Source organism: Klenkia brasiliensis (genome assembly GCF_900100695.1).
In the GTDB taxonomy this organism is placed as follows: Bacteria; Actinomycetota; Actinomycetes; order Mycobacteriales; family Geodermatophilaceae; genus Klenkia; species Klenkia brasiliensis.
The window spans coordinates 801060-823343 of the sequence record NZ_FNCF01000001.1; the positions used below are offsets into that span (position 1 = coordinate 801060).

The 22284-nt window shown below is 76.1% G+C and carries 20 protein-coding genes; 12 read left to right on the top strand and 8 right to left on the bottom strand.

The features are described from left to right. The first annotated feature begins 77 nt into the window (after positions 1-77). From BLT39_RS03915 to BLT39_RS03925, 3 genes are all read left to right on the top strand, one after another. The gene (locus BLT39_RS03915; RefSeq protein WP_091058802.1) at positions 78-2474 is read left to right on the top strand and encodes a putative bifunctional diguanylate cyclase/phosphodiesterase; all 2397 of its coding nucleotides are present in this window, start codon (positions 78-80) and stop codon (positions 2472-2474) included. A gap of 208 nt (positions 2475-2682) precedes the next feature. Further along, positions 2683-3003 (top strand): TfoX/Sxy family protein, encoded by a 321-nt coding sequence (locus tag BLT39_RS03920; RefSeq protein WP_091058806.1) that lies wholly within the window; start codon positions 2683-2685, stop codon positions 3001-3003. 15 nt (positions 3004-3018) lie between these two features. Continuing rightward, a complete protein-coding gene (locus BLT39_RS03925) occupies positions 3019-4107 on the top strand; it encodes an FUSC family protein (protein WP_091058809.1) in 1089 nt (362 codons plus the stop codon). Positions 4108-4155: 48 nt separating this feature from the next. Here BLT39_RS03925 and BLT39_RS03930 read toward each other — a convergent pair whose 3' ends face one another. Beyond that, complete coding sequence (locus BLT39_RS03930; protein ID WP_091058811.1) at positions 4156-4971, bottom strand: methyltransferase domain-containing protein; 816 nt, start codon at positions 4969-4971, stop codon at positions 4156-4158. 157 nt (positions 4972-5128) lie between these two features. On the opposite strand from BLT39_RS03930, the gene BLT39_RS03935 reads away from it, so the two are divergent. Both BLT39_RS03935 and BLT39_RS03940 read left to right on the top strand, forming a co-directional pair. Then, positions 5129-6322 carry an alanine racemase gene (locus BLT39_RS03935; protein WP_091058814.1) on the top strand — a complete coding sequence of 398 codons (1194 nt, stop codon included), beginning with the start codon at positions 5129-5131 and terminating at the stop codon, positions 6320-6322. A gap of 13 nt (positions 6323-6335) precedes the next feature. Continuing rightward, positions 6336-7100 carry an amidohydrolase family protein gene (locus BLT39_RS03940; RefSeq protein ID WP_207507560.1) on the top strand — a complete coding sequence of 255 codons (765 nt, stop codon included), beginning with the start codon at positions 6336-6338 and terminating at the stop codon, positions 7098-7100. Here the strand turns inward: BLT39_RS03940 and BLT39_RS03945 are convergent, their stop codons facing one another. Further along, on the bottom strand, positions 7101-8612 hold the full coding sequence (locus BLT39_RS03945) for a glycerol-3-phosphate dehydrogenase/oxidase (protein ID WP_091059467.1): 1512 nt from the start codon (positions 8610-8612) through the stop codon (positions 7101-7103). It lies immediately after the preceding gene. Between the two features lie 116 nt (positions 8613-8728). Between BLT39_RS03945 and BLT39_RS03950 the strand changes: the two genes are divergently transcribed. Next, positions 8729-10417 carry an FAD-binding oxidoreductase gene (locus BLT39_RS03950; RefSeq protein WP_091058818.1) on the top strand — a complete coding sequence of 563 codons (1689 nt, stop codon included), beginning with the start codon at positions 8729-8731 and terminating at the stop codon, positions 10415-10417. Between the two features lie 51 nt (positions 10418-10468). Further along, the gene (locus tag BLT39_RS03955) at positions 10469-10810 is read left to right on the top strand and encodes an STAS domain-containing protein (protein WP_091058822.1); all 342 of its coding nucleotides are present in this window, start codon (positions 10469-10471) and stop codon (positions 10808-10810) included. Between the two features lie 3 nt (positions 10811-10813). Here BLT39_RS03955 and BLT39_RS03960 read toward each other — a convergent pair whose 3' ends face one another. Continuing rightward, complete coding sequence (locus tag BLT39_RS03960; RefSeq protein WP_091058825.1) at positions 10814-11716, bottom strand: LysR family transcriptional regulator; 903 nt, start codon at positions 11714-11716, stop codon at positions 10814-10816. A gap of 72 nt (positions 11717-11788) precedes the next feature. Here BLT39_RS03960 and BLT39_RS03965 point away from each other — a divergent pair, with 72 nt between their 5' ends. Further along, the gene (locus BLT39_RS03965; protein WP_091059470.1) at positions 11789-12787 is read left to right on the top strand and encodes an EamA family transporter; all 999 of its coding nucleotides are present in this window, start codon (positions 11789-11791) and stop codon (positions 12785-12787) included. 106 nt (positions 12788-12893) lie between these two features. After that, complete coding sequence (locus tag BLT39_RS03970; protein WP_091058829.1) at positions 12894-14102, top strand: arginine deiminase; 1209 nt, start codon at positions 12894-12896, stop codon at positions 14100-14102. Here BLT39_RS03970 and BLT39_RS03975 read toward each other — a convergent pair. Next, a complete protein-coding gene (locus tag BLT39_RS03975; protein WP_091058833.1) occupies positions 14091-15308 on the bottom strand; it encodes an FAD-binding protein in 1218 nt (405 codons plus the stop codon). The two genes, BLT39_RS03970 and BLT39_RS03975, sit on opposite strands and share 12 nt — an antisense overlap. Before the next feature lie 86 nt (positions 15309-15394). Here BLT39_RS03975 and BLT39_RS03980 point away from each other — a divergent pair, with 86 nt between their 5' ends. The 3 genes from BLT39_RS03980 (at position 15395) to BLT39_RS03990 (ending at position 17103) form a co-directional block, all read left to right on the top strand. Continuing rightward, positions 15395-15721, top strand: coding sequence for a DMT family transporter (locus BLT39_RS03980; RefSeq protein ID WP_091058836.1), 327 nt, complete (start codon positions 15395-15397; stop codon positions 15719-15721). A gap of 1 nt (position 15722) precedes the next feature. Beyond that, entirely contained in the window at positions 15723-16316 is a 594-nt protein-coding gene (locus BLT39_RS03985) for a TetR/AcrR family transcriptional regulator (RefSeq protein ID WP_091058838.1), read from the top strand. An 88-nt stretch (positions 16317-16404) separates the two neighbouring features. Then, positions 16405-17103, top strand: coding sequence for a DUF4383 domain-containing protein (locus BLT39_RS03990; RefSeq protein WP_091058842.1), 699 nt, complete (start codon positions 16405-16407; stop codon positions 17101-17103). A 40-nt stretch (positions 17104-17143) separates the two neighbouring features. Here the strand turns inward: BLT39_RS03990 and araA are convergent, their stop codons facing one another. The 4 genes from araA to BLT39_RS04010 all read right to left on the bottom strand — a co-directional run bounded on the left by araA (position 17144) and on the right by BLT39_RS04010 (position 22264). Beyond that, positions 17144-18652: an L-arabinose isomerase gene (gene araA / locus BLT39_RS03995; protein ID WP_091059474.1), complete on the bottom strand. Its 1509-nt coding sequence runs from the start codon at positions 18650-18652 to the stop codon at positions 17144-17146. A gap of 8 nt (positions 18653-18660) precedes the next feature. Further along, positions 18661-19389, bottom strand: a complete 729-nt coding sequence (locus BLT39_RS04000) for an L-ribulose-5-phosphate 4-epimerase (RefSeq protein WP_091058845.1) — start codon at positions 19387-19389, stop codon at positions 18661-18663. Next, a complete protein-coding gene (araB, locus tag BLT39_RS04005; protein ID WP_091058848.1) occupies positions 19373-21139 on the bottom strand; it encodes a ribulokinase in 1767 nt (588 codons plus the stop codon). The genes BLT39_RS04000 and araB overlap by 17 nt, the downstream gene beginning before the upstream one ends. A gap of 87 nt (positions 21140-21226) precedes the next feature. Further along, positions 21227-22264 carry a LacI family DNA-binding transcriptional regulator gene (locus BLT39_RS04010; RefSeq protein WP_242658135.1) on the bottom strand — a complete coding sequence of 346 codons (1038 nt, stop codon included), beginning with the start codon at positions 22262-22264 and terminating at the stop codon, positions 21227-21229. Between the last annotated feature and the right edge of the window lie 20 nt (positions 22265-22284).

A 22284-nucleotide genomic window follows, 5' to 3' on the forward strand; every position in this document is an offset into this window, starting at 1 on the left:
ACCCGGTGCTCGCCGAGAACCCACGGACGAGCCGCGCCCTGCGGCTCGTCCGTGGACTCGCCGGACCAGGAGGGGTGATGTCGACCGTGCAGACCGTCGCGATGCACCACCCGCCCGTCACCCGTCCGCTGCTGCACCGGGTCACCTCGCCCCGCGCCCTGCTGCTGACCGCCGCCGTGCTGCTCGCCTGGGGGCTGGTGCAGGGGGCCAGCGCACCCGACAGCGCCTGGCGGCTCGCCCTCGACGTCGCCGTCCTCGCCGGCGTGCACGGCCTGGCCGCCCTCGTCGCGCTGCGCGACCGGCTGCCCGGCTCACCCGGCGCCGTCGCCCGCACCGCGCTCGGGCTGGGCCTGGGCGCCTTCGCCCTCGGCGCCGTGCTCGCCCGGGTGCTGCACCCGGTGCCCACCGGCGCCCTCGCCTGGCTGCTGGACGGCCTGCACCTGGTCGGCCAGGCCGGCATCGGCGTCCTGCTGCTGTCCCTGGTGCTGCCGCTGCGCGGCCGGCTCGTGCTGGCCGGCATCGGCCTGGACTCCGTCAGCACCGCGCTCGGCCTGACCGCCGTCGCCGGCACCGTCGTCCTCATCGGCATCGGCGACGGCGGGACCGACGCGGCCACCCGCGCCGTCCTCGTGCTCACCGGCATCGACGTCGCGCTGGTCTCGGGCGCCGTCGCGCTGTGCTCCGTGCTGCGCCCGGGCCGGGACTCCGTCGTCCCGCCCCTGCTGGCCGGCTCCGCCCTCGTGCTGGCCGCCGACCTGGCGTCGGGCCACTCGCTGCACCACGACGGCCCGGCGTCCCCCGGCCCGTCCTTCCTGCTCATGGCCGGTGCCTGCGTCGTCCTCGCCTACGCCGTCACGCGACCGGTGCGCACCACCGACCACGCCATGCTCGACGCCACCCACCGGCTGCGCAGCTGGTCCAACGTGCTGCCCTTCGCCGGGTGCGGCGCCAACCTGCTCGCCGTCCTGCTGGCCGCCCACTCCCCCGGCACCGGCCGCTGGGTGCTGCCCCTGGTGCTGGCCGCCGGCGGCTGCCTCGCGGTCGTCGTGGCCCGGTTCCAGCTGACCATCCGGGTCGCCCGCGCCGCCCTCGAGCAGCTCGCCGACGCCTTCACCGACCCGCTCACCGGCCTGCTCAACCGCCGCGGCCTGGGCTCCGGCGTCGACCGGTGGCTCGCCGGGCCCGAGCCGGTCACCCTGCTCGCCCTCGACCTCGACGGCTTCCGCCGGATCAACGAGGAGGCCGGCCACGAGACCGGGGACAAGGTGCTGCAGCGGGTCGCCTCCCACCTGTCCACCCTCGCCGGGCCGGGCACCGTCGTGGCCCGCATCGACGGCGACGACTTCGCGCTGGCCTTCGTCGGCGAGGACCCGACCCGCGCCTCCCTGCTGGCCGCCCAGGTGCGCGACGTGCTCGGCCGCCCCTTCGACATGGACCGGCACCGGCTGCACCTCACCGTCAACGTGGGGACGACGACCAGCCACGCCGTCGACGACCGCCCCGGCGAGCAGACCCGCACCGGCGACCTGCTGCGCTGCGCCGACCAGGCCCTCGCCGAGGCGCAGGCCAGCACCAGCGGCGTGGCCGTCCACGACCCCGCCCGCTGCGGCCGCGTGCAGGAGGACAGCCTGCTGGCCTGGGTCGACGACCTGCACGCCGCCCTGGACGCCGACGACCAGCTGCTCCTGCACTTCCAGCCCCAGCACCGGATCGAGGCCACCGGCACCGGCACCGTGGCCACCGTCGTGGGCTGCGAGGCGCTGCTGCGCTGGGCGCACCCCACCCGCGGCCTGCTCGGCCCCGGCGAGGTGCTGCGCGCCGCCGAGCACGGCCACCTGTCCGACGCGGTCACCGAGCGGGTCCTCGACCTCGCCCTCGGCGGCGTCGCCGGCTGGTGGGCCGACCGCGAGGTGCCCGTCGCGGTCAACCTCAGCGCCACCGACCTCGACGACCCGCTGCTGCCGCACCGCATCGCCGACGCCCTCGACCGGCACGGCCTGCCTGCTCGCGCGCTCACCGTCGAGGTCGTCGAGGACACCCTCATGCTCGACCCCGACCGCGCCCTGCAGACCCTGACCTCGCTGCGCTCCATCGGGCTGCGGATCGCCGTGGACGACTACGGCACCGGCTACAGCTCGCTGGCCTACCTGCACCGGCTGCCGATCGACGAGGTCAAGTTCGACCGCTCGCTCACCTCGGGCATCGCCTCCGACGCCGCGGCCGCCGTCATCGTCGGGCACAGCATCCGGCTGGCCCACGACCTGGGCCTGTCCGCGCTGGCCGAGGGCATCGAGGACCCCGCCGACCTGCAGCTGCTGTTCCGGCTGGGCTGCGACGCGGTGCAGGGCTGGCTGACCGGCCACCCGCTGCCGGTCCAGGGCTGGGTGACCGCCCTGGACCTCGAGGCGAATGGCGGTGTACACGGCGACCCTCCGGGTCGCACCGCGGCCAACGGCCGTTCCCCGGTGGGGTGAGCGCGTCCGTCCCCTCCTTGTGAAGGGGACCTCGTCCCTCGGACCCCTCCGTCGTCGCGGAGCATCCTCCGACCGGGTTGCGTCGTCGTCCCACCCGCCGGGGTTGCGTCGAGTGCACGACTGCGGTGGTTCCGGGGCCCCTCTGACCACCGCAGTCGTGCACTCGGTGGGTCTTGCCCGACGGGGGGTGGGCGGCCATCCTGCCGGCGTGGCGTACGACCTGGAGCTGGCGGAGCGGGTGCGGTCGGCGCTCGACGGCACCCCGGACGTCGCCGAGCGGACGATGTTCGGCGGGCTGGCGTTCCTGGTCGGCGGCTCGATGGCGGTCGCGGTGAGCGGTGGCGGCGGGCTGATGGTGCGCTGCGCCCCCGCCCTGGCCGACGAGCTGGTCACCCGCGACGGCGTGGCGCGGATGGTCATGCAGGGCCGCGAGCTGGCCGGCTGGGTGCTGGTCGACCCGGCCACCCTGGACGACGTCCGCCTGCCCGAGTACGTCGCCGCGGGGGTCGGGGCCGCCCGGGAGGCGTAGGGCACCCTGGCCCCGGTGATCGCGCTCGTCGAGGTGCTGCGCCGACCGTGGGTGCAGCGGGGCGTCCGGGCCGCCGTCGCCGCCGGGCTGGCCTGGCAGGTCGCCGTCCTGCTGCCGCCGACGCTGTCCGACTACGCCTACTACGCCCCGCTCGGCGCGGTGGTCGCCGTGCACCCCACGGTCGCCGACTCCGCGGGGGCCGCCTGGCGCACGGTCGCGGCGATGTTCCTGGGCTTCGGCCTGGCCGTCGGGGTCTACGAGGTCACCCGCGGGGTGCCGAACGCGTTCACCATCGCCCTGATCGTCGCCGTCGCCGTGGTGGTCGAGCAGTGGCGGCTGCTGCGCGAGCAGGCCAGCTGGGTCAGCTTCGCCGCCGTCCTGATGATCACCATCGGCACCGACGACCCGGCGGCCTACGTGCTGCGCTACGGCGGGCTGACCCTGCTCGGCGCCGCGGTCGGCGTCGCCGTCACCACCGTGCTGTTCCCGCCGATGATGCTGACCGTCGCCGTCGAGCGGATCGCCGTCGCCCGCGGCCTGCTCGCCGCGCACCTGGTGGACATGGCCGACGCCGTCCGCGGCGGCACCGTGCCCGACCCCGAGGACTGGGCGCACCGCGGCCGCACCCTGGGCACCGCCCTGGACCGGATGCGCGCCGCCGAGGCCCAGGTCGAGCGGGCCCGGCGGGCCAACCCGCGGGCCGCGCGCTGGCAGGGCACGGCCGGCCGGGTCCGCGAGCAGTCCCGCGCGCTGGACCGGGTGGCCGTGCTGGTCGACGACCTCACCGACCTGGTGGCGGAGTTCCAGCCGCACCGCCGCGGCCTGGACCGGGTGGACGACGGCACCGGCTGGGTGCTGGCCGACGCGCTCACCGGCCTGGCCGGCGTGGTGCGCATCCCCTACCACGACGGCCCGCACCGGGACTCCCGCGACGACGCGATCGACGTGGCCGTGGCCTCGCTGGACCGGCTGGTGCAGCTGCTGCGCTCGGCGGAGGTGCCCGACGACCAGGGGTTCTTCGCGCTCGGCGCGGTGACCGTCGGCGTCCGGCGGTCGCTGCACGCGTTGGAGGCAGCGCCCCGCGAGGTCACCCCGCGCCACTGAGCCGGCCGGTACCGGGCTCAGTGGCGCCCTCCCCCACCTGATCGGCGGCTACCCGGCCGGGCTTGAGGGGCCCACCCGCACCAGCAGCTCGCCGTGCAGCATGCCCAGCCAGCCGTCGTCCGCGGCGGCCCAGCGCTGCCAGGCCGCGGCGACCTCGGCGAGCTCGTCGGCGGTGGCCAGGCCGTAGGCCACCGCCTGCTCGGCGAACGCCGACGCGGTCGCCCGGCCCGCCCACGAGTCACCCCACCAGCGGCGCTCGGCGTCGGAGGCGTAGCAGTAGGTGGACGCCGACGCGGTGAGGTCGCGCAGCCCGGCCGCGTGCGCCCAGGACCGCAACCGGCGGCCGGCGTCGGGCTCGGCGTCGTTGTGCCGGGCCACCCGGTGGTAGAGGTCCAGCCAGCGGACCAGGCCGTCGTCGTCGGGGAACCAGGTCGTCGCGGCGTAGTCGACGTCCCGGACGGCGACCAGCCCGCCCGGCCGGCACACCCGCGCCATCTCGCGCAGCGCGGCGACCGGGTCGGTGAGGTGCTGCAGCACCTGGTGGGCGTGCACCACGTCGAAGGAGGCGTCGGGCAGGTCGAGGGCGTAGACGTCGCCGACGGCGAACTCCACCGGCACGCCCTCGCGCCCGGCCAGGGCCCGCGCCTCCCCCAGCGGGTCGGCCACGACGTCGAGGCCCAGCACCCGGCCCGGCGCGACCCGGCGGGCCAGGTCGACGGTGATCGTGCCCGGCCCGCAGCCCACGTCGAGCACGTCGAGCCCGGCCCGCAGGTGCGGCAGCAGGTACGCCGCGGAGTTCTCCGCGGTGCGCCAGCGGTGGGACTGCAGGACGGCGTCGGCGTGGCCGTGGGTGTAGGTGTCCACCCGACCAGCCTGCACCCGTCGTCCCACTATGTGAACTGCTCATCCCGATCAGTGGGACGGCCGGCGCCGCCACCGGGACGGCGCCGTCCCCGGTCCGGTGCGTCCCGGGCCGGTCGCGTGGCACGATCCGGCGCATGCCGCCCGCGACCCGACGCCGGTGAGCGACCGCCTCGCCGCCCTCCGCGCGGCGACCGCCGGGCTGCAGCCGCCCTTCGCCGTCGTCGACCTCGACGCCTTCGACGCCAACGCCGATGCGCTCGTCGCCCGCGCCGCTCCCGGCACCACCATCCGGCTGGCCAGCAAGTCGGTGCGCTGCCGGGCGCTGGGCGACCGGGCACTGGCCCGCCCCGGCTTCGCCGGCATCCTCGCGCTCACCCTGCCCGAGGCGGTCTGGCTGGCCGCCACGGGCCACGAGGACGTCGTCGTCGGCTACCCCAGCACCGACACCGCCGCGATGGTCGCGCTGGCCGCCGACCCGCAGCTGGCCGCGCGGGTGACGCTGATGGTCGACTCGGTGGAGTCCCTCGACGTCGTCGAGGCCGCGGTCGGCCGCTCCCCCGCCGCACCGGTCAAGGTCTGCCTGGACCTGGACGCCGCGCTGGAGCTGCTCGGCGGCCGGGTGCACCTGGGCCCGCTGCGCTCCCCCGTCCGCACCCCCGCGCAGGCCGTGGCGCTGGCCCGTGCGGTGCTGGACCGGCCGTGGCTGCACCTGGACGGCCTGATGGCCTACGAGGGCCAGATCGCCGGGACCGCCGACGCCGCCGGGCCCCGGCTGCGCCGGCTGGCGGTGCGGGGCATGCAGGCGCTGTCGGCGAGGGAACTGGCGCAGCGGCGGGCCGCGGTGGTGGCCGCGGTGTCCGAGCTGGCGCCGCTGCGGTTCGTCAACGGTGGCGGCACCGGATCGGTGGAGCAGACCTCCGCCGAGCCCGCGGTCACCGAGGTCGCCGCCGGCTCGGGGCTCTACGCGCCGGGGCTGTTCGACGGGTACCGCCGCTTCCGGCCCCGGCCGGCGGCCTACTTCGTGCAGCCGGTGGTGCGCCGGCCCTCGGCGACGGTCGCCACCGCGCTGGGCGGCGGCTGGATCGCCTCGGGCCCACCCGGCCCGGACCGGCAGCCCACCATCGCGTGGCCGGCCGGCCTGCGGTTCAGCCCGCTCGAGGGCGCCGGCGAGGCGCAGACCCCGCTGCTCGGCGCCCCGGCCGCCCACCTGCGGCTGGGCGACCAGGTCTGGTTCCGGCACGCCAAGGCCGGCGAGCTGGCCGAGCGGGTCGGGGAGCTGCACCTGGTGTCCGGGGACGCGCTCGTCGGGTCGGTGCCCACCTACCGCGGCGAGGGCAAGGCGTTCCTGTGAGGGAGACCTCCCCGTGAGGCTGGTCGACGCCCACCTGCACGTGGTCGACCCGGCGTTCCCGCTGGTGCCCAACGACGGCTACCTGCCCGACCCCTTCACCGTCGCCGACTACCGGGCCCGGGTCGCGGGCCTGGACGTGGTCGGCGGCGCCGTCGTCTCCGGGTCGTTCCAGGCCTTCGACCAGACCTACCTGCTGGCGGCGCTCGCCCAGCTCGGGCCGGGGTTCGTCGGGGTCACCCAGCTGCCGGCCGACGTGCCCGACGCCGAGGTGCTCCGGCTGGACGCCGCCGGGGTGCGCGCCGTGCGGGTCAACCTGCGCCGCGGCGGGTCGGCCCCGCTCGCCGACCTGGACCGGCTGGCCCGCCGGGTGCACGAGCTGGCCGGCTGGCACACCGAGCTCTACGTCGACGGCCGCGACCTCGCCGACCTCGCCCCCGTACTGCACCCGCTGCCGCAGGTGGTCGTCGACCACCTGGGCCTGCACGCCGACGGCCTGCGCGACCTGCTGCGGCTGGTGGCCACCGGCGCGGTGGTCAAGGCGACCGGGTTCGGCCGGGTCGACCTGGACGTCGCCGACGCCGCCCGGCGGGTGCTCGACGTCGACCCCCGCGCCCTGGTCACCGGCACCGACCTGCCCAGCACCCGGGCCCGCCGTCCCTTCGCCGACGCCGACCTCGACCGGCTGGCCGAGGCGGTCGGCCCGGAGCACGTGGCGGCCGTCTTCGAGGACAACGCGCGCCGCCTCTACCGCCTGCCCCCACGTGGACCGCGCCCGTGATCAGCGGCTGAGCTCGGCGGCCAGGACCTCCTCAGCGCGGGCTACGGCGGCGGCGCGGTCGGCAGGCACCAGGCCCACCCTCGTGCGCCGGTCGAGCAGGTCGGCCACCGTGCGGGCGCCCTCGGCCCGGACGGCGAACCGCAGCTCCCCCACCGTCTCCGGCCGGCCCTCGGCCAGCGGCTCGGACCCCAGCGCGTGCACCTGCGCCGCCTCGGTGCCGTACCGGGCCACCAGCCGGGCCGGGGCGTCGACGGCGGCCAGCACCCGGCGGGGCGCGGCACCGACCAGCGGCAGGCGGGCCGTCAGCGACCGGCGGGCACCGCGGCCGAGCACGTCCAGCGCGGCGTCCACCGTCTCCTCCGCCATCGCCCGGTACGTGGTCAGCTTCCCGCCGACGACCGTCAGCACGGCCCCCGACCGGTGCAGCAGGTGCCTGCGGGAGAGGTCGGCCGTGGCGTCCCCCGGGCCGGCGCCGGCCGAGGCGGGCAGCACGAGGGGCCGCAGCCCGGCGTGGGCACCCACCACGTCCGCGGCGGTCAGCGGGTCGGCGAGCACCCGGTTGACCGTGCCCAGCAGCTGCTCGACCTCGGCGGCCGAGGGCTGCGGGTCGTCGTCGGGCACCGGGCCCGCGACCGGCTCGTCGGTGATGCCGAGCAGGACCAGCCCGGTGTCCTGCGGCAGCGCGAACACGTAGCGGGAGCGGGAGCCGGGCAGCGGCACGGTCAGCGCCGCCGTCGGGGAGCCCAGCCGCTGCGCGCGGACCACCAGGTGCGAGCCGCGCGAGGGCGAGAGCCGGATGCCGTCGTCCAGCCCGGCCGACCACACCCCGGCGGCGTTGACCACCACCCCGGCCTCGACCGCGACCCGGCGCCCCTCCACCTCGACGAGAGCGGTCCGCCCGTCCACGCCCAGCACCCGGGCCCCGGTCAGCACCGAGGCGCCGTACCCGGCGGCGGTGCGGGCCAGCGCCACCACCAGCCGGGCGTCGTCGGTCAGCTGGCCGTCCCAGAACGCGATCCCCCCGCGCCCGCCGCGCACCGCCGGCAGCCAGGCCGCCACCTCGCCGGCGGCCACCCGCCGGGCCCGGGGCAGCGACCCGCGGCCACCCCGCACCGACCCGCGGACGGCGTCCCCCAGCACGCCGCCCAGGCCGGCCACCGCCGCGACGTCGGCGCCGGCGACCGCGGGCACGCAGAACGGCAGCGGCCGGACCAGGTGCGGCGCGGTCACCCCCATGAGCACGGCGCGCTCGCGGGCGGACTCCCGCGCCAGCCCGACCTCGCCGTGCGCCAGGTAGCGCAGCCCGCCGTGCACCAGCTTCGAGGACCACCGGCTCGTCCCGGCCGCCAGGTCGGCCCGCTCGCACAGCAGCACCGAGAGCCCGCGGGCGGCGGCGTCCAGCGCCACCCCGGCGCCGGTCACCCCGCCCCCCACCACGAGGACGTCGACCGGGCGCCCGAGCCGCTCCAGGTCGCGGGCGCGGCGGGCGGGGTCGAGACGGGTCCCGGTCACGGCCCCACCCTGCCCCAGGCAGGGGAAGCCCGGCACCCGCGAACGGGCCTCGTCCCCGGGCGCTGGGCCTCCCCTGCCTCCCCCAGCGGGAGGGGTTCGGCGGGCAGACTGACCCGGTGGCCGAGCAACCCGAACTCACCGTCCAGGGCTGGGGTCCCCCCGGCACCCGCGTGGCGCACGTGGCCGAGGGCGGCACGCTGGAGCTGACCGCCGACAAGTCGCTGGCCAAGGCGCTGCCCAAGGCCGCCCGCAAGCACCTGGCCCGGGAGCTGGGCTGGACGCCCCGGCACACCCCGCCGGTCCCGGTCGAGCAGATCGAGCTGGCCCCCAGCCGCCTGCCCGTGCCGGTGCGCGCGGAGCTGGTGACCCTGCTCGGGCTGGACAACGTGCGCGACGACCGGGAGTCCCGGCTGCGGCGCACCGGGGGCAAGAGCTACCTGGACCTGGTCCGCCGCCGCTCGGGCGACGCCTCCGACGCACCCGACGCCGTCCTCACCCCGGCCGACACCGCCGAGACCGCGGCGCTGCTGCAGCTGTGCAGCCGGCACGGCGTGGTGGTCGTGCCCTTCGGCGGCGGCACCAGCGTGGTCGGCGGGCTGTCGGGCACCGACGTCGACGACCGGCCCGTGGTGGTCGTCGACCTGTCCCGGATGTCCGGGCTGGTCGCGGTCGACGTGCCGAGCTCGCTGGTCACCGTCGGCCCGGGCATGCGCGGCCCGGCGCTGGAGGACGCCCTCGCCGAGCACGACCTGACCCTGGGCCACGTGCCGCAGAGCTGGGAGTTCGCGACCCTCGGCGGGTACGCCGCCACCCGCAGCGCGGGCCAGGCCTCCACCGGGGTGGGCCGGTTCGACGACCTGGTCGCCTCGCTCACCCTGGCCACGCCGTCCGGGGTGCTGGAGGTCGGCTCCCCGCCGGCGTCGGCCGCCGGCCCCGACCTGCTCGGCCTGGCGCTCGGGTCCGAGGGCACGCTCGGGGTGATCACCGAGCTGACGGTGCGGGTGCGCCCGCGCCCGCGGGTGGAGGAGCACGAGGGCTGGTCCTTCCGCAGCTGGGCGGCCGGCCTCGCGGCGCTGCAGCGGCTGGCCCGGCACGACCTGCTGCCCGACGTCGTCCGGCTCAGCGACCCCGACGAGACCCGGGCGAACCTGCTGCTGTCCGGCGGTGCGGGGGCCCGGGCGCTGCGCGGCGCCCTGCGCAGCCGCGGCCACGGCGGGGGCTGCCTGCTGGTGGTCGGCTGGCAGGGCCTGCCGACGCTGGTGCGGGCCCGGCAGCGCGCGGCCACCTCGCTGCTGCGCGAGGACGGCGGCAAGCGGGCCGGCTCCCGGGTCGGCGAGGCCTGGGTGCGGCACCGGTTCGAGGGCCCCTACCTGCGCGACCGGCTGCTCGACCACGGCCTGCTGGTCGAGACGCTGGAGACCGCGGCGACCTGGTCGGCGCTGCCGACGGTGTACGACGCCGCCCGCCGGGCCCTGCGCGAGGCGCTGGCCGGCCCCGGCAAGCAGCCGCTGGTGATGACGCACCTGTCGCACGGCTACGCCACCGGCGCGTCGCTCTACCTCACCGTCCTGGCCGACCGGGACGACGAGCTGCCCCTGCAGCAGTGGCTCGGCGCGAAGCGGGCGGCCACCGACGCCCTGCTGGCCGCCGGCGGCACGCTCACCCACCACCACGCGGTCGGCGCCGACCACCGGCCGTGGCTGGACCGGGAGGTCGGACCGCTGGGCGTCGACGTGCTGCGCGCGGTGAAGGCGTCGCTGGACCCGGAGGGCATCTGCAACCCCGGCGTGCTCCTTCCGTCCTGAACGACCGCGTGTCGGGTTTGACCGGGCGCGGAGCGGGACACCCAGCGGCGCATGACCACGGACGTTGATGCCACAGCGCCCGACCACGGGTCGGTGGAGCTCTCCCCCGACGGCACCCAGCTGGTCTTCACGGGCGAGATCGACAAGGACGTCGTCCGGCAGTTCCGGGTGACCGTCCGCCCCGCCGACTGGCCCTCCCGGGTCGACGTGCGCGGGGTGACCTTCATGAGCTCGGCCGGGCTGGAGCTGCTGGTCCACCTGGCCCGCAAGCAGAAGCGGGCCGGCGGCGAGCTCGAGGTCGTGGAACCGCCCACGTCGCTGCGGCTGCTGCTCAACCAGACCGGCCTGAACCGGGTGTTCCGGTCGGTGCCGGCCTCGAGCATCCCGGCCTGACGCTCAGCCCCGCCTGAGCTCGGCCGCCAGCGCGACCAGCTCCTCCAGCACGACCGCCACCACCCGGCGCTCGGCGGTGTCGGGGCGGACCAGCGCGTCGACCTGCCGGCCCGCGCGCACCCCGGCCAGCGGCACCAGCGCGACGCCGGGGTGCCCGCCGGAGCTGTAGCGGGGCAGCAGCGAGAGGCCGTGCCCGGCGGCGACCAGGGCCTCCACCACGTGGAAGTCGTTGATCCGCTGCACCACGCGCGGCGCGGTGCCGGTCGCGACGCCGACGTCGGTGAGCACCCGGGCCACCGGGAAGCCCTCCCGGACGGCGATCCAGTCGGCCCCCGCGACGTCGGCCGGCTCCAGGGCGGCCCGCGCGGCCAACGGCGACCCGGCCGGGACGGCGACGTCCAGCGGTTCGCGCAGCAGCGGCACCACGTGCACGTCGGGGCCCCACCCCGGGTCGGCCTCGGCCGGGCGGTGCGCGACCACCACGTCGTGCCGGTCGGTCAGCGCGGGGAAGGCGTGCTGGGCGACGTCCTCGTCGGCGCACTCCACGGTGATGCCGCCCCGGGCGGCCACCCGCGTGAGCAGCCCGGGCAGCAGCATCCAGGCCGCGCTCTGGAACGCCGAGACCCGCACGGTGCCGGTGGGCGCCCCGGCGAAGGCGGCGCACGCGGTGCGGGCCCGCTCCAGCGCCACCGCGACGTCGACGGCCGCGTCGGCCAGCGCGTCCCCGGCCGGGGTCAGCCGGAGCCCGCGGCCGACCCGCTCGGTGAGCGGCACCCCGGCGTCCCGGGTGAGCACGGCCAGCTGCTGGGAGACCGCGGACGGCGTCAGGTGCAGCACCGCGGCGGCGGCGGTCACGCCGCCCTGGCTGCGCACCGCGCGGAGGGTCTCCAGCGCCCGGACATCCATGAAGCAAAGCTACATCGACAGCGCACCAGCATTCGATGGTGCTGCACGACGGTGCGGCGCAGAGTGGACGCCGTGAGCACCCGGGACCGCCTGCTGGCCTGCCTCGTCGCCGTCTGCTGGGGGCTGAACTTCGTCGCCATCCACCTCTCGCTGCAGCAGTTCCCGCCCTTCTTCCTGGTGGCGCTGCGGTTCGCGCTGCTGGCGGTGCCCACCCTGCTGCTGGTGCCCCGGCCCGGCGTCCCGTGGCGATGGGTGCTCGGCTACGGGGTCGGCTTCGGCGTCCTGCAGTTCCTCTTCCTCTACCTGGCGATGGCCGTCGGGATGCCCACCGGGCTGGCCTCGCTGGTGCTGCAGTCCTCGGCGCCGTTCACGGTGCTGCTGGCCGGCGTGCTGCTGCGGGAGCGGATCAGCGGCCGGCAGGCCCTCGGGGTGGCGGTCGCCATCGCCGGGCTGGCCGGGATCGCGGTGCACCGCGCCGACGTCGACGGCGGGGCCCTGCTGCTGCCGGTGCTGCTCACCCTCTGCGGCGGGCTGGGCTGGGCGCTGGGCAACCTGGCCACCCGACAGGCCCGCGCGACCCACCCGCTGCGGCTGACGCTGTGGATGTCGGTCGTGCCCCCGCTGCCGATGCTGGCGGTGTCGCTGCTGGTCGAGGGCCCGGCGCAGATCGGCCGCTCGTTCACCGGCCTGGGGACGACGACCGGCCTGCTCGCCGTCGGCGGCCTGGCCTACACGGTGCTGGTGGGCACCGTCCTGGGCTCCGGGCTGTGGGCGACGCTGCTGAGCCGCAACCCGTCGTCCTCGGTGGCGCCCTTCTCGATGCTGGTGCCCGTGGTCGGCATCGGGGCGGCCTGGCTGCTGCTGGGCGAGCCCACCTCGGCGGCCGAGCTGGCCTGGGGCGGTCTGGTGGTCGGCGGCGTGCTGGTCGGCTCGACCGGCTCAGCGCGGGCGGCGCACCGGCGGCAGCTTCGCCGCGACCGTGCGGGCGAGGAAGCCGCCGACCACCGCGGCCAGCACCCCGACCAGGACGACGAAGCCGCTGCCGACCTCGCGGGCGCCCAGCGCCTGTAGCGCGAAGAAGCACAGCGCGGCGACCAGCAGCGCCAGGCCCACGCCCAGCAGCACCACGAACCAGGCTGGTTGTCGCTCGTCGTCCGCCACAGGGCACAGTCTGCCCATGACTTCTCCCCTGGTCACCAGCGAGGTCGGCCGGCTGCGCACCGTGCTGCTGCACCGGCCCGGGGCCGAGCTGCGCCGCCTGACCCCCCGCAACAACGACGAGCTGCTCTTCGACGGCGTGCCGTGGGTGGCCCGGGCCCAGGAGGAGCACGACGCCTTCGCCGCGGCGCTGACCGACCGCGGGGTCGAGGTGCTGCACCTGGACCGGCTGCTGGCCGAGGTGCTCGACGTCCCCGCCGCCCGGGAGCAGCTGGTCGCCGCGGCCGTCGACGACCCCCGCATCGGGGCCACCCTGCGGCGCACCAGCGCCGAGCACCTGTCCGGGCTGGCCTCGGCCGACCTGGCCGCCGCGCTCATCGGCGGCGTGGCCCACGACGAGCTGCCCGGCGCCCGGGGGCTGGCCTTCGAGCTGATGGGCCCCGGCGACTTCGTGGTCCGGCCGCTGCCGAACCTGCTGTTCACCCGCGACTCCAGCGTCTGGGTCGGCGACCAGGTGGCCATCACCTCACTGGCCATGCCGGCCCGGCACCGGGAGTCCACGATCACCGGCGCGGTCTACGCCCACCACCCGCGGTTCGCCGGGCCGCAGCGGCTCTACGACCCCGGTCTGGAGCACCTCGAGGGCGGCGACGTCCTGCTGCTGGCGCCCGGCGTGCTGGCGGTCGGCGTGGGCGAGCGGACCACCGCGGGCGGGGCCGAGCGGCTGGCCCGCCGGGTCTTCGCCCGCGGCCTGGCGCACACCGTGCTCGTCGTCCCCATCGCCCAGGAACGGGCGACGATGCACCTGGACACCATCGCCACGATGGTCGACGTCGACGCCATGGTCATGTACCCCGCGGTCGCCGACACCCTGGTCGCGTGGACCGTGCGGGCCGGCGACGACCCGGAGGAGGGCGACCTGCGGGTGGGCGGCCCGCAGCCGTTCCTCACCGCCGCCGCCGCCGCGATGGGCATCGACCGGCTGCGGCTGATCGACACCGGCCTGGACCCGGTCACCGCCGAGCGCGAGCAGTGGGACGACGGCAACAACACCCTCTGCATCGGCCCCCGGCTGGCGGTGGCCTACGAGCGCAACACGGTGACCAACAAGGCGCTGGAGGACGCCGGCATCGAGGTGGTGCCGATCGCCGGCGACCAGCTCGGCAGCGGCCGGGGCGGCCCGCGGTGCATGAGCTGCCCGGTCGTGCGGGACGCCTCACCGGCCTGAGCGGACCCCCAGCGCGACCACCGACGGCGAGGCGAACACGCCGTCGGGGTCCAGGGCGTCGAACAGCTCCCGGGCCCGGTCCAGGCAGGGCACGACCGCGGCCAGCTCGGCGGCCCGCAGCGGGTGCGCCTTGCCCCAGTGCGGCCGGGCCCCGAACGGCGCGAGCACCTCGGTGACCAGCGGCACCGCCTCGGCCAGCGTCCCCGGGGTGCGCCGCCAGGTGAAGTGCACCGCCAGGGAGTCCCGGCCGTGCGCCATCGACAGCCACAGGTCGTCGGCGGCGACCGTGCGCAGCTCGCCGACGACCAGGTGCTCCCGGAACCGGTCGGCGACCCCGGCCAGGGCGGCGACGACGTCGGTGGTGTCGGCCCGGTCGACGAAGAACTCCGACTGCACCTCGTCGCCGTTGCTGGGGGTCGCGTCGTGCCGGAAGTGCGGCAGCCGCTCGTGCCACGGGCCGGGGACGCCGCCCTGCGGGGTGACGTTGCCGACGATCTCGTCGGTGATCCGGTCCCGGCTCACCGGGTCGCGGGGCGCGCCGAGCAGCTCGTCGGGGACGTCGGCGGGCAGCCGGGTCTTCACCCACAAGTCCGCCGACCCGTCCCACCGGGTGAACGCGCTGACGCTGTCCCCCGCGGCGAACGCCCCGGCGACGTCGGCCAGCGGGGCGCCGCGGTAGACGTCCTGCCGCACGTCGTAGGTGGGCTCGGTGGCCAGCACCAGCTCGGTGACCACGCCGGTCGAGCCGAGCGCCACGGCCTGGGCGGCGACGTCGTCCCTGGACACCTCGGCGACCTCGCCGTCGGGCCCGACCCGGCGGAACGAGCGCACCGCGGTGGCCAGCGCCCCGGCCCGGTCCCCCGAGCCGTGCGTGCCGGTGGCCACCGCGCCGCCGACGGAGATGTGCGGCAACGAGCCCAGGTTGTGCAGCGCCCGGCCGTGCCGCTGCAGCTCGCGGGCCAGCGCCCCGAAGGTGGTGCCGGCGGTGACGGCCACCGTGCCGTCGTCGCGAACCTGCACCCGGTCGGGGAGTGCGGTCAGGTCGACCAGCACGCCCGGGGAGTCGGCCAGGCCGTTGAAGGTGTGCCGGGTCCCCAGGGCGCGCACCGCGCGGGCGCCCCGGACGACCTCCTGCAGCTCCTCGGTGGTGCGCGGGCGCTCGACCCGTGCGGTGTAGGTGTACGTGCCGGCCCAGTCCTGTTCCACGCGCCCACCGTAGGCGGCCGGGTAGACCAGTACGCGCGTACCGTTTTTCCGGTACGGTCGTACCGGTCGATGGGGAGGAGGCCGACGTGGCCTGGGTGCTGGTGGTCGTGGCCGGTCTGTTCGAGACGGCGTTCGCGGTGTCGCTGAAGAACTCGGAGGGGTTCAGCCGGCTGTGGTGGACGCTGTCCTTCGTCGTCTGCGCCGGGATCAGCTTCACCCTGCTGACGATCGCGCTGCGCGACCTCCCGGTGGGCACCGCCTACGCCGTGTGGACCGGCATCGGCGCGGCCGGCACGGCGGTCGTGGGCATGGTGCTGCTGGGCGACCCGGTGGGCACGGTGCGCATCCTGTCCATCCTGCTCATCGTCGCCGGCGTCGTCGGGCTCAACCTGGCGCCCTCCTCGGCGCACTGACGTGACCACCCCGCCGGGCACCACCCGCAAGGGCGGGGCCCGCCGCGACGCGATCGTCGCCGCCGCCGCGCAGCTGGTGGGCCGGGCCGGGCCGGACGCCGTCACGCACCGCGCCGTGGCCACCGCCGCCGGGGTGCCGCTGGCCGCCACCACGTACTACTTCCGCGACCTCGACGACCTGCTCGTCTCGGCGGTCACCCAGGTCGGGGAGCGGGAGACCGCGACGGCCGCCCGCCTGGTGGCCGCGCTGCCCGCCGGGCGGCGCAGCACGCGCGACACCGCAACCGTGGTGCTCGACGTCCTGCTCGGTGCCGACCGGCGCACCGACGAACAGCTGCAGGCCTACTACGAGCGCTGGCTGGCCGGCGGCCGGCACCCCGCCCTGCGGCCGGTGCTCGTGGCCACCCGCGCCCGCGTGGACGAGCTGCTCACCGAGGTCCTGGTCCGCGGCGGGCACCGCGAGGTCCCGGTCGCCCGGCTGGTCGCGCTGGCCGACGGCACCGCGCTGTCGGCCCTCGTCGAGGGGCAGGGCGGGGCGCGGGCGGCCACCGAGGACGCCGTGGCCGAGCTGCTCAGCCGCCGTCGGCGTTGGTGACGTCCGCTGCGTAAACCGTGGTTACACCGACCGGGGGGCGGGGTACCGGGCCGTTCGTCGTTCAGCCACGAGCGCCAGGAGGCTCCCCATGACCACGGCACCGACCCGACCCACCCGGACCCCTCCTCGTCTGCACGAGGACGTCGCCGAGACCCCCACCGCCCGCCGGGTGAAGACCGTCCACCGCATCGGCGCCTACACCGTCGCCGCCGTCCTCGCGGTGTTCGGCGTCCTCGGCTTCATCGGCGGTCTGGACTACTTCTCCACCGACGGCGGCCAGGTGGCCGGCCTGTCGTCCAACGGCCTGCTGTCCACCATCTCGCTGCTCACGGCCGCCGTGCTGGTGGCCGGCGCGGTCAAGGGCGGCCGCGTCGCCGGCATCGTGATGACCGGCGTGGGCACCGCGTTCCTCCTGTCGGCGTTCTGGCACCTGTTCGTGCTGAACACGCAGCTGAACGTGCTGGCCTTCCAGATGTCGAACGTGATCTTCTCGATCGTCGTGGGCCTGCTGCTGCTCACCCTGGGCCTGTACGGCCGGGTCAGCGGCAACCTGCCCGACGACAACCCCTACCGGGCCAACCTGGTCACCCGGGCCCAGGACGACGAGGAGGAGCCCGACCTCCCGGCCCGGACCCCCGAGGAGCGCCGGGTCGAGGTGGCCATCCGGGAGGCCGAGATCGCCGTCGCCGAGCACCGCGCCACGCCCGAGCAGGCCGCCCGGGTCGAGGCGATGCGCTCCGAGCGCACCAAGGCCGGCCGTCGCCGGGTCTGGGTGCAGTACAGCTGACCGCGTCCGGGCGGGCCGTGCACACGGCCCGCCCGGCAGGTCACAGGCCCAGGGCCAACCGGTGGTAGGCCGCCGACCAGCGCAGCTCCTTGGCCAGGCTGCGGCGCGTGGTGTCGGCGTCGATGACCACCAGCTCCGTGCGGAACACGTCGGCGAGGTCGGTCAGCTCCGCCGTCGTCAGCTGCGTGGTGAGCACCGTGTGGTGCGGCCCGCCCGCGGTCAGCCAGCCCTCGGTGGAGGTGGCGAAGTCCGGCCGGGGCTCCCACACCGCACGGGCCACCGGCAGGTTGGGCAGCGGCTCGGACGGGTCGACGACGTCGACCTCGTTGGCCACCCAGCGGAACCGCTCGCCCAGGTCGGCCCAGCCGACCACCACGCCCTCCGCGGGGGCCGCGGAGAAGACCAGGCGGGCCGGGTCCTCCTTGCCGCCGATGCCCAGCGGGTGCACCTCGAGGGAGGGCTGCTCGCCGGCGATGGTCGGGCACACCTCGAGCATGTGCGCACCGAGGATCTTCGGGGTCTCACTGGCCAGGTCGTAGGTGTAGTCCTCCATGAAGGACGTGCCACCGGGCAGGCCGCGTGCGGCGGTCTTGAGCACCCGCAGCAGGGCCGAGGTCTTCCAGTCGCCCTCGCCGCCGAAGCCGTAGCCGTCGGCCATCAGCCGCTGCACGGCCAGGCCCGGCAGCTGGCGCAGCGCGCCGAGGTCCTCGAAGTTGGTGGTGAAGGCACCGAAGCCGCCGTCGACCAGGAAGCGGCGCAGCGCGACCTCCAGGCGGGCCTGGTAGCGCACCGAGTCGTGCCGGTCGCCGCCCGGGCGCAGGTCGTCGGCGATCGCGTACAGGTCCAGGTACTCGGCGATGACCGCGTCGACCTCGGCGTCGGTGACGGCCTCGACGACGGCGGCCAGGTCGTTGACGCCGTAGGTGTTCACCGAGACGCCGAAGCGCAGCTGCGCCTCGACCTTGTCGCCCTCGGTCACCGCGACGTTGCGCATGTTGTCGCCGAAGCGGGCCAGCTTGAGCGAGCGGGCCTCGGTGGCGGCGACGGCGGCGCGCGCCCAGCCGCCGACCCGGGCCTGCACGGCCGGGTTCGTGGCGTGGCCGGCGACCGTGGTGCGGGGCACCCGCAACCGGGTGAGGGCGTACCCGTACTCCCGGTCGCCGTGGGCGGCCTGGTTGAGGTTCATGAAGTCCATGTCGATCGTCGCCCAGGGCAGGGCGGCGTCGGCCTGGGTGTGCAGGTGCAGCAGCGGCTTGCGCAGCGCGTCCAGCCCGGCGATCCACATCTTGGCGGGGCTGAAGGTGTGCATCCAGGTGATGACGCCGACGCAGGCGGGGTCCTCGTTCGCCTCGCCCATGGCCCGGCGGATCGCGGCCGGCTCCTTGAGCACGGGCTTCCAGACGACCTTCACCGGGACGGTGTCCGCGCCGTCGAGCGCCGCGGCGACCCGCTGGGACTGCTCGGCGACCTGCTGCAGGGTCTCCTCGCCGTAGAGGTCCTGGCTGCCGGTGAGGAACCAGATTTCGTGGTCGGGGAACGGGCTGGTCATCTGGCTGCTCACTTCTGTCCGTAGACGTTCTGGTAGCGCTCGTAGAGGGCGTCGATGTCGGCCTGGGGGATGGGGACGGGGGTCCCGAGCTGCATGGAGATGTGCACGGTGCGGGCGACGTCCTCGGCCATGACGGCGGACTTGACCGCGGCCCTGCCGGACTTCCCGATCGTGAACACGCCGTGGTTCTGCATGAACACCGCCGTGGAGCGGTGGCCCGACAGCGTCTCGACGATGCCGCGGCCGATCGAGTCGTCGCCGATGAGGGCGAAGGGCCCGATCGGGATGGGCCCGCCGAACTCGTCGGCCATGGCCGTCAGCACGCACGGCACCGGCTCGGCCCGGGCGGCCCACGCCGCGGCGTAGGTGCTGTGGGTGTGCACCTGGCCGTTCACCTCGGGCATGTTCCGGTACACGTAGGCGTGCGCGTCGGTGTCGGAGGAGGGCCCGCGGACGCCGTCCACGGCGACGCCGTCCAGGTCGCAGACGGTGATGCCCTCCCAGGTCAGCCCGGCGTAGTCGACCCCGCTGCCCTTGATGACGAACAGGTCCTCACCGGGCACCCGCTCGCTGACGTTCCCCGCCGTCCAGGTGACCAGCCCGTTGCTGACCAGCAGGGCGTGCAGCGCGGCGACGTGCTCGCGCTGCTCGCGGTGGGTGCCGCGTTCCTCCCCGGCGGCCTGCCGCACGGTCAGCCGCGCGGAGGTGGGGGCGGAGCTGTCACACGCTGAGCACATCGGACTGCTCCTCGATCGCGGGCGCCTCGACCTCGGGCGCGACGGGGGTGGCGGTGGTGGGGGCGCTGCCCGTGCGGCGGGCGGCGGCGTCGCGGCGGAGGGCGCGCAGCCGGTGCAGCACGTCGTTGCCGCCCCCGGGCTGGTCCTCGCCGCGGCCGAAGAAGTCGTGCAGCCGCTCGTACTCGGCGAACAGCACGTCGTAGCGGTCGGCCCGCTCGGCGTCGGGGGTGTAGACCCCGCGCAGCACCTTGCCCATCGCGCGCGAGGCGGCCGGGACGTCGGGGTGCGCCCCGGCGGCGACCGCGGCGTGGATGGCCGAGCCCAGCGCGGGGCCCTGGTCGGAGTCGATCGTCGACAGCGGGCGGCGGCAGATGTCGGAGTACAGCTGCATGAGGAAGGTGTTCTTCAGCAGCCCGCCGGCCACGACCAGCTCGGTGACCGGCACGCCCGAGCCCTCGAAGGCCTCGATGATCGTGCGGGTGCCGAAGGCGGTGGCCTCCAGCAGCGCCCGGTAGGTGTCCTCCGGCCGGGTGGCCAGGGTCTGGCCGAGCACCACGCCGGACAGCTCGGCGTCGACCAGCACCGACCGGTTCCCGTTGTGCCAGTCCAGGGCGACCAGGCCGTGCTCGCCGACCTCCTGCTGGGCGGCCAGCTCGGTGAGCAGCTGGTGCACGCTGATCCCGCGCTCGCCGGCCGCCTGCACGTAGGCCGGGGGCACCGAGGTGTCGACGAACCAGCCGAAGATGTCGCCGACGCCGCTCTGCCCGGCCTCGTAGCCGTACCGGCCGGCGGTGATGCCGCCCTCGACGACGCCGCACATGCCGGGGACCTCGGCGAGGGTGTCGCCGTTCATCACGTGGCAGGTGGAGGTGCCCATGATGGCGACCATCTGGCCGGGCTCGATGGCCTGGGCGGCCGGGGCGGTGACGTGCGCGTCGACGTTGCCGACCGCGACCGCGATGCCCTCGGGCAGGCCGGTCCACTGCGCGGCCTCGCGGGTCAGCCCGCCGGCCCGCTCACCCAGCTCGCCGATCCGGTGGTCGAGCTTGTCCTCGACGAAGCCGGCGAAGTCGGGGTTCAGCGCGGCCAGGTAGTCCCGCGAGGGGTAGCCGCCGTCCTGCCGGATGCCCTTGTAGCCGGCGGTGCAGGCGTTGCGGACGTACTCCCCGCACAGCTGCCAGACGATCCAGTCGGCGGCCTCCACCCAGTGGTCCATGGCCGCGTAGACCTCGGGGTCCTCCTCGAGCAGCTGCAGGCCCTTGGCGAACTCCCACTCGCTGGAGATCAGCCCGCCGTAGCGCGGCAGCCAGCTCTCGCCCCGCTCCGCGGCCAGCGCGTTGATCCGGTCGGCGTGCGGCTGGGCGGCGTGGTGCTTCCACAGCTTGACGTAGGCGTGCTTGCGGCCGGCGAACTCGGGCAGCTCGCACAGCGGGGTGCCGTCGGCGGTCGTGGGCACCATGGTGCAGGCGGTGAAGTCGGTGGCGATGCCGACCACGTCGGCCGGGTCGACCCCGGCGTCGCGGACGGCGGCCGGCACCGCGGTGCGCAGCACGTCGACGTAGTCCGAGGGCACCTGCAGGGCCCAGTCCGGTGGCAGCAGCTCAGCGGTGCCGGGGAGCTCCCGGTCGACCACCGCGTGCCCGTAGGGGTGCGTGGCGCTGGCCAGCTCGGCCCCGTCGGACACCCGGACGACGACCGCCCGGCCGGACAGGGTGCCGTAGTCGACACCCACCACGTACTGCTCGCTCATCGCATCTCCTCCTGCGGTCAGCGACCGCACGGTCCAGCATGTTAGCGCTAACAAAGGTGGTTCGGAACACACCCCGGGTGCGCGGGGTCAGTCGTGCACGGGCCCCGTGGAACCGCGGACCAGCAGCCGTGGCTCGACCTGGTCCGATCCGCCGTCCTCACCGGCCAGGCGGGCGAGCACGAGCTCGACGCCGCGGCGGCCCAGCTCGGCGAAGTCCTGCCGCACGGTGGTGAGCGGCGGGCTGAAGTAGGGCGCCTCGGGGACGTCGTCGAACCCGACGACGCTGACGTCGCCGGGCACGGTGATGCCCTGCTCGTGCAGCGCGACCATCAGCCCCAGGGCCATCTGGTCGTTGCCGGCGAACACGGCGGTGACCTGCTCCCCCGCGCGGATGCGCCGGGCCAGCTCGGTGCCGACCGCGTGGCCGGACGACGGCCACCAGTCCCCCAGCCACAGCTCACCGGGTGCCGCGCCGGCGCGGGCCAGCGCGGTGCGCCAGCCGTGGATGCGGCGCCGCGCCTCGACGGAGTAGGAGGGCCCGGCCAGGTGGTGCACGGTGGCGTGGCCGAGCCCGAGCAGGTGGTCGACGGCCAGCTGCGCCCCGGCCTCCTGGCCGACGGTCACCGTGGTGCCGAGGCCCTCCCCGCCCATCTGGACGGCGACCAGCGGCACCGGCGGGTCCACCTGCTCGAGGGCCTCCAGCGCCTGCAGCTCGGCGGTGTGCACCACGACGGCGTCCACCGACTGGGCCACGAAGCGGTCCACCGCCTCGGCGATGGTCAGCCCGCCGGCGCGGTCGAGGATGGCCACCGACAGCGAGTAGCCGGCCGCGCGCGCGGCCTGCTCGAGGCCGATCATGGTCTGCGCCGGGCCGTACTGGTCGACGTCGATGGTGATCAGCCCGATGGTCCGCGAGGACCCCGTGACCAGGGCCCGGGCCGCGGCGTTGGGCCGGTAGCCGAGCTCGGCGATGGCCTGCTGCACCCGCTCCCGGGTGCGCGGGGCGACGTTGGGGTGGCCGTTGACCACCCGGGACACCGTCTGGTGGGAGACGCCGGCCCGGGCGGCCACGTCGCTCATGACCAGCGGGCGGGCCGGGGCGGTTCCGGTCGTGTCGGTCGACACCCTCGGCTCCTCCCCGGCCC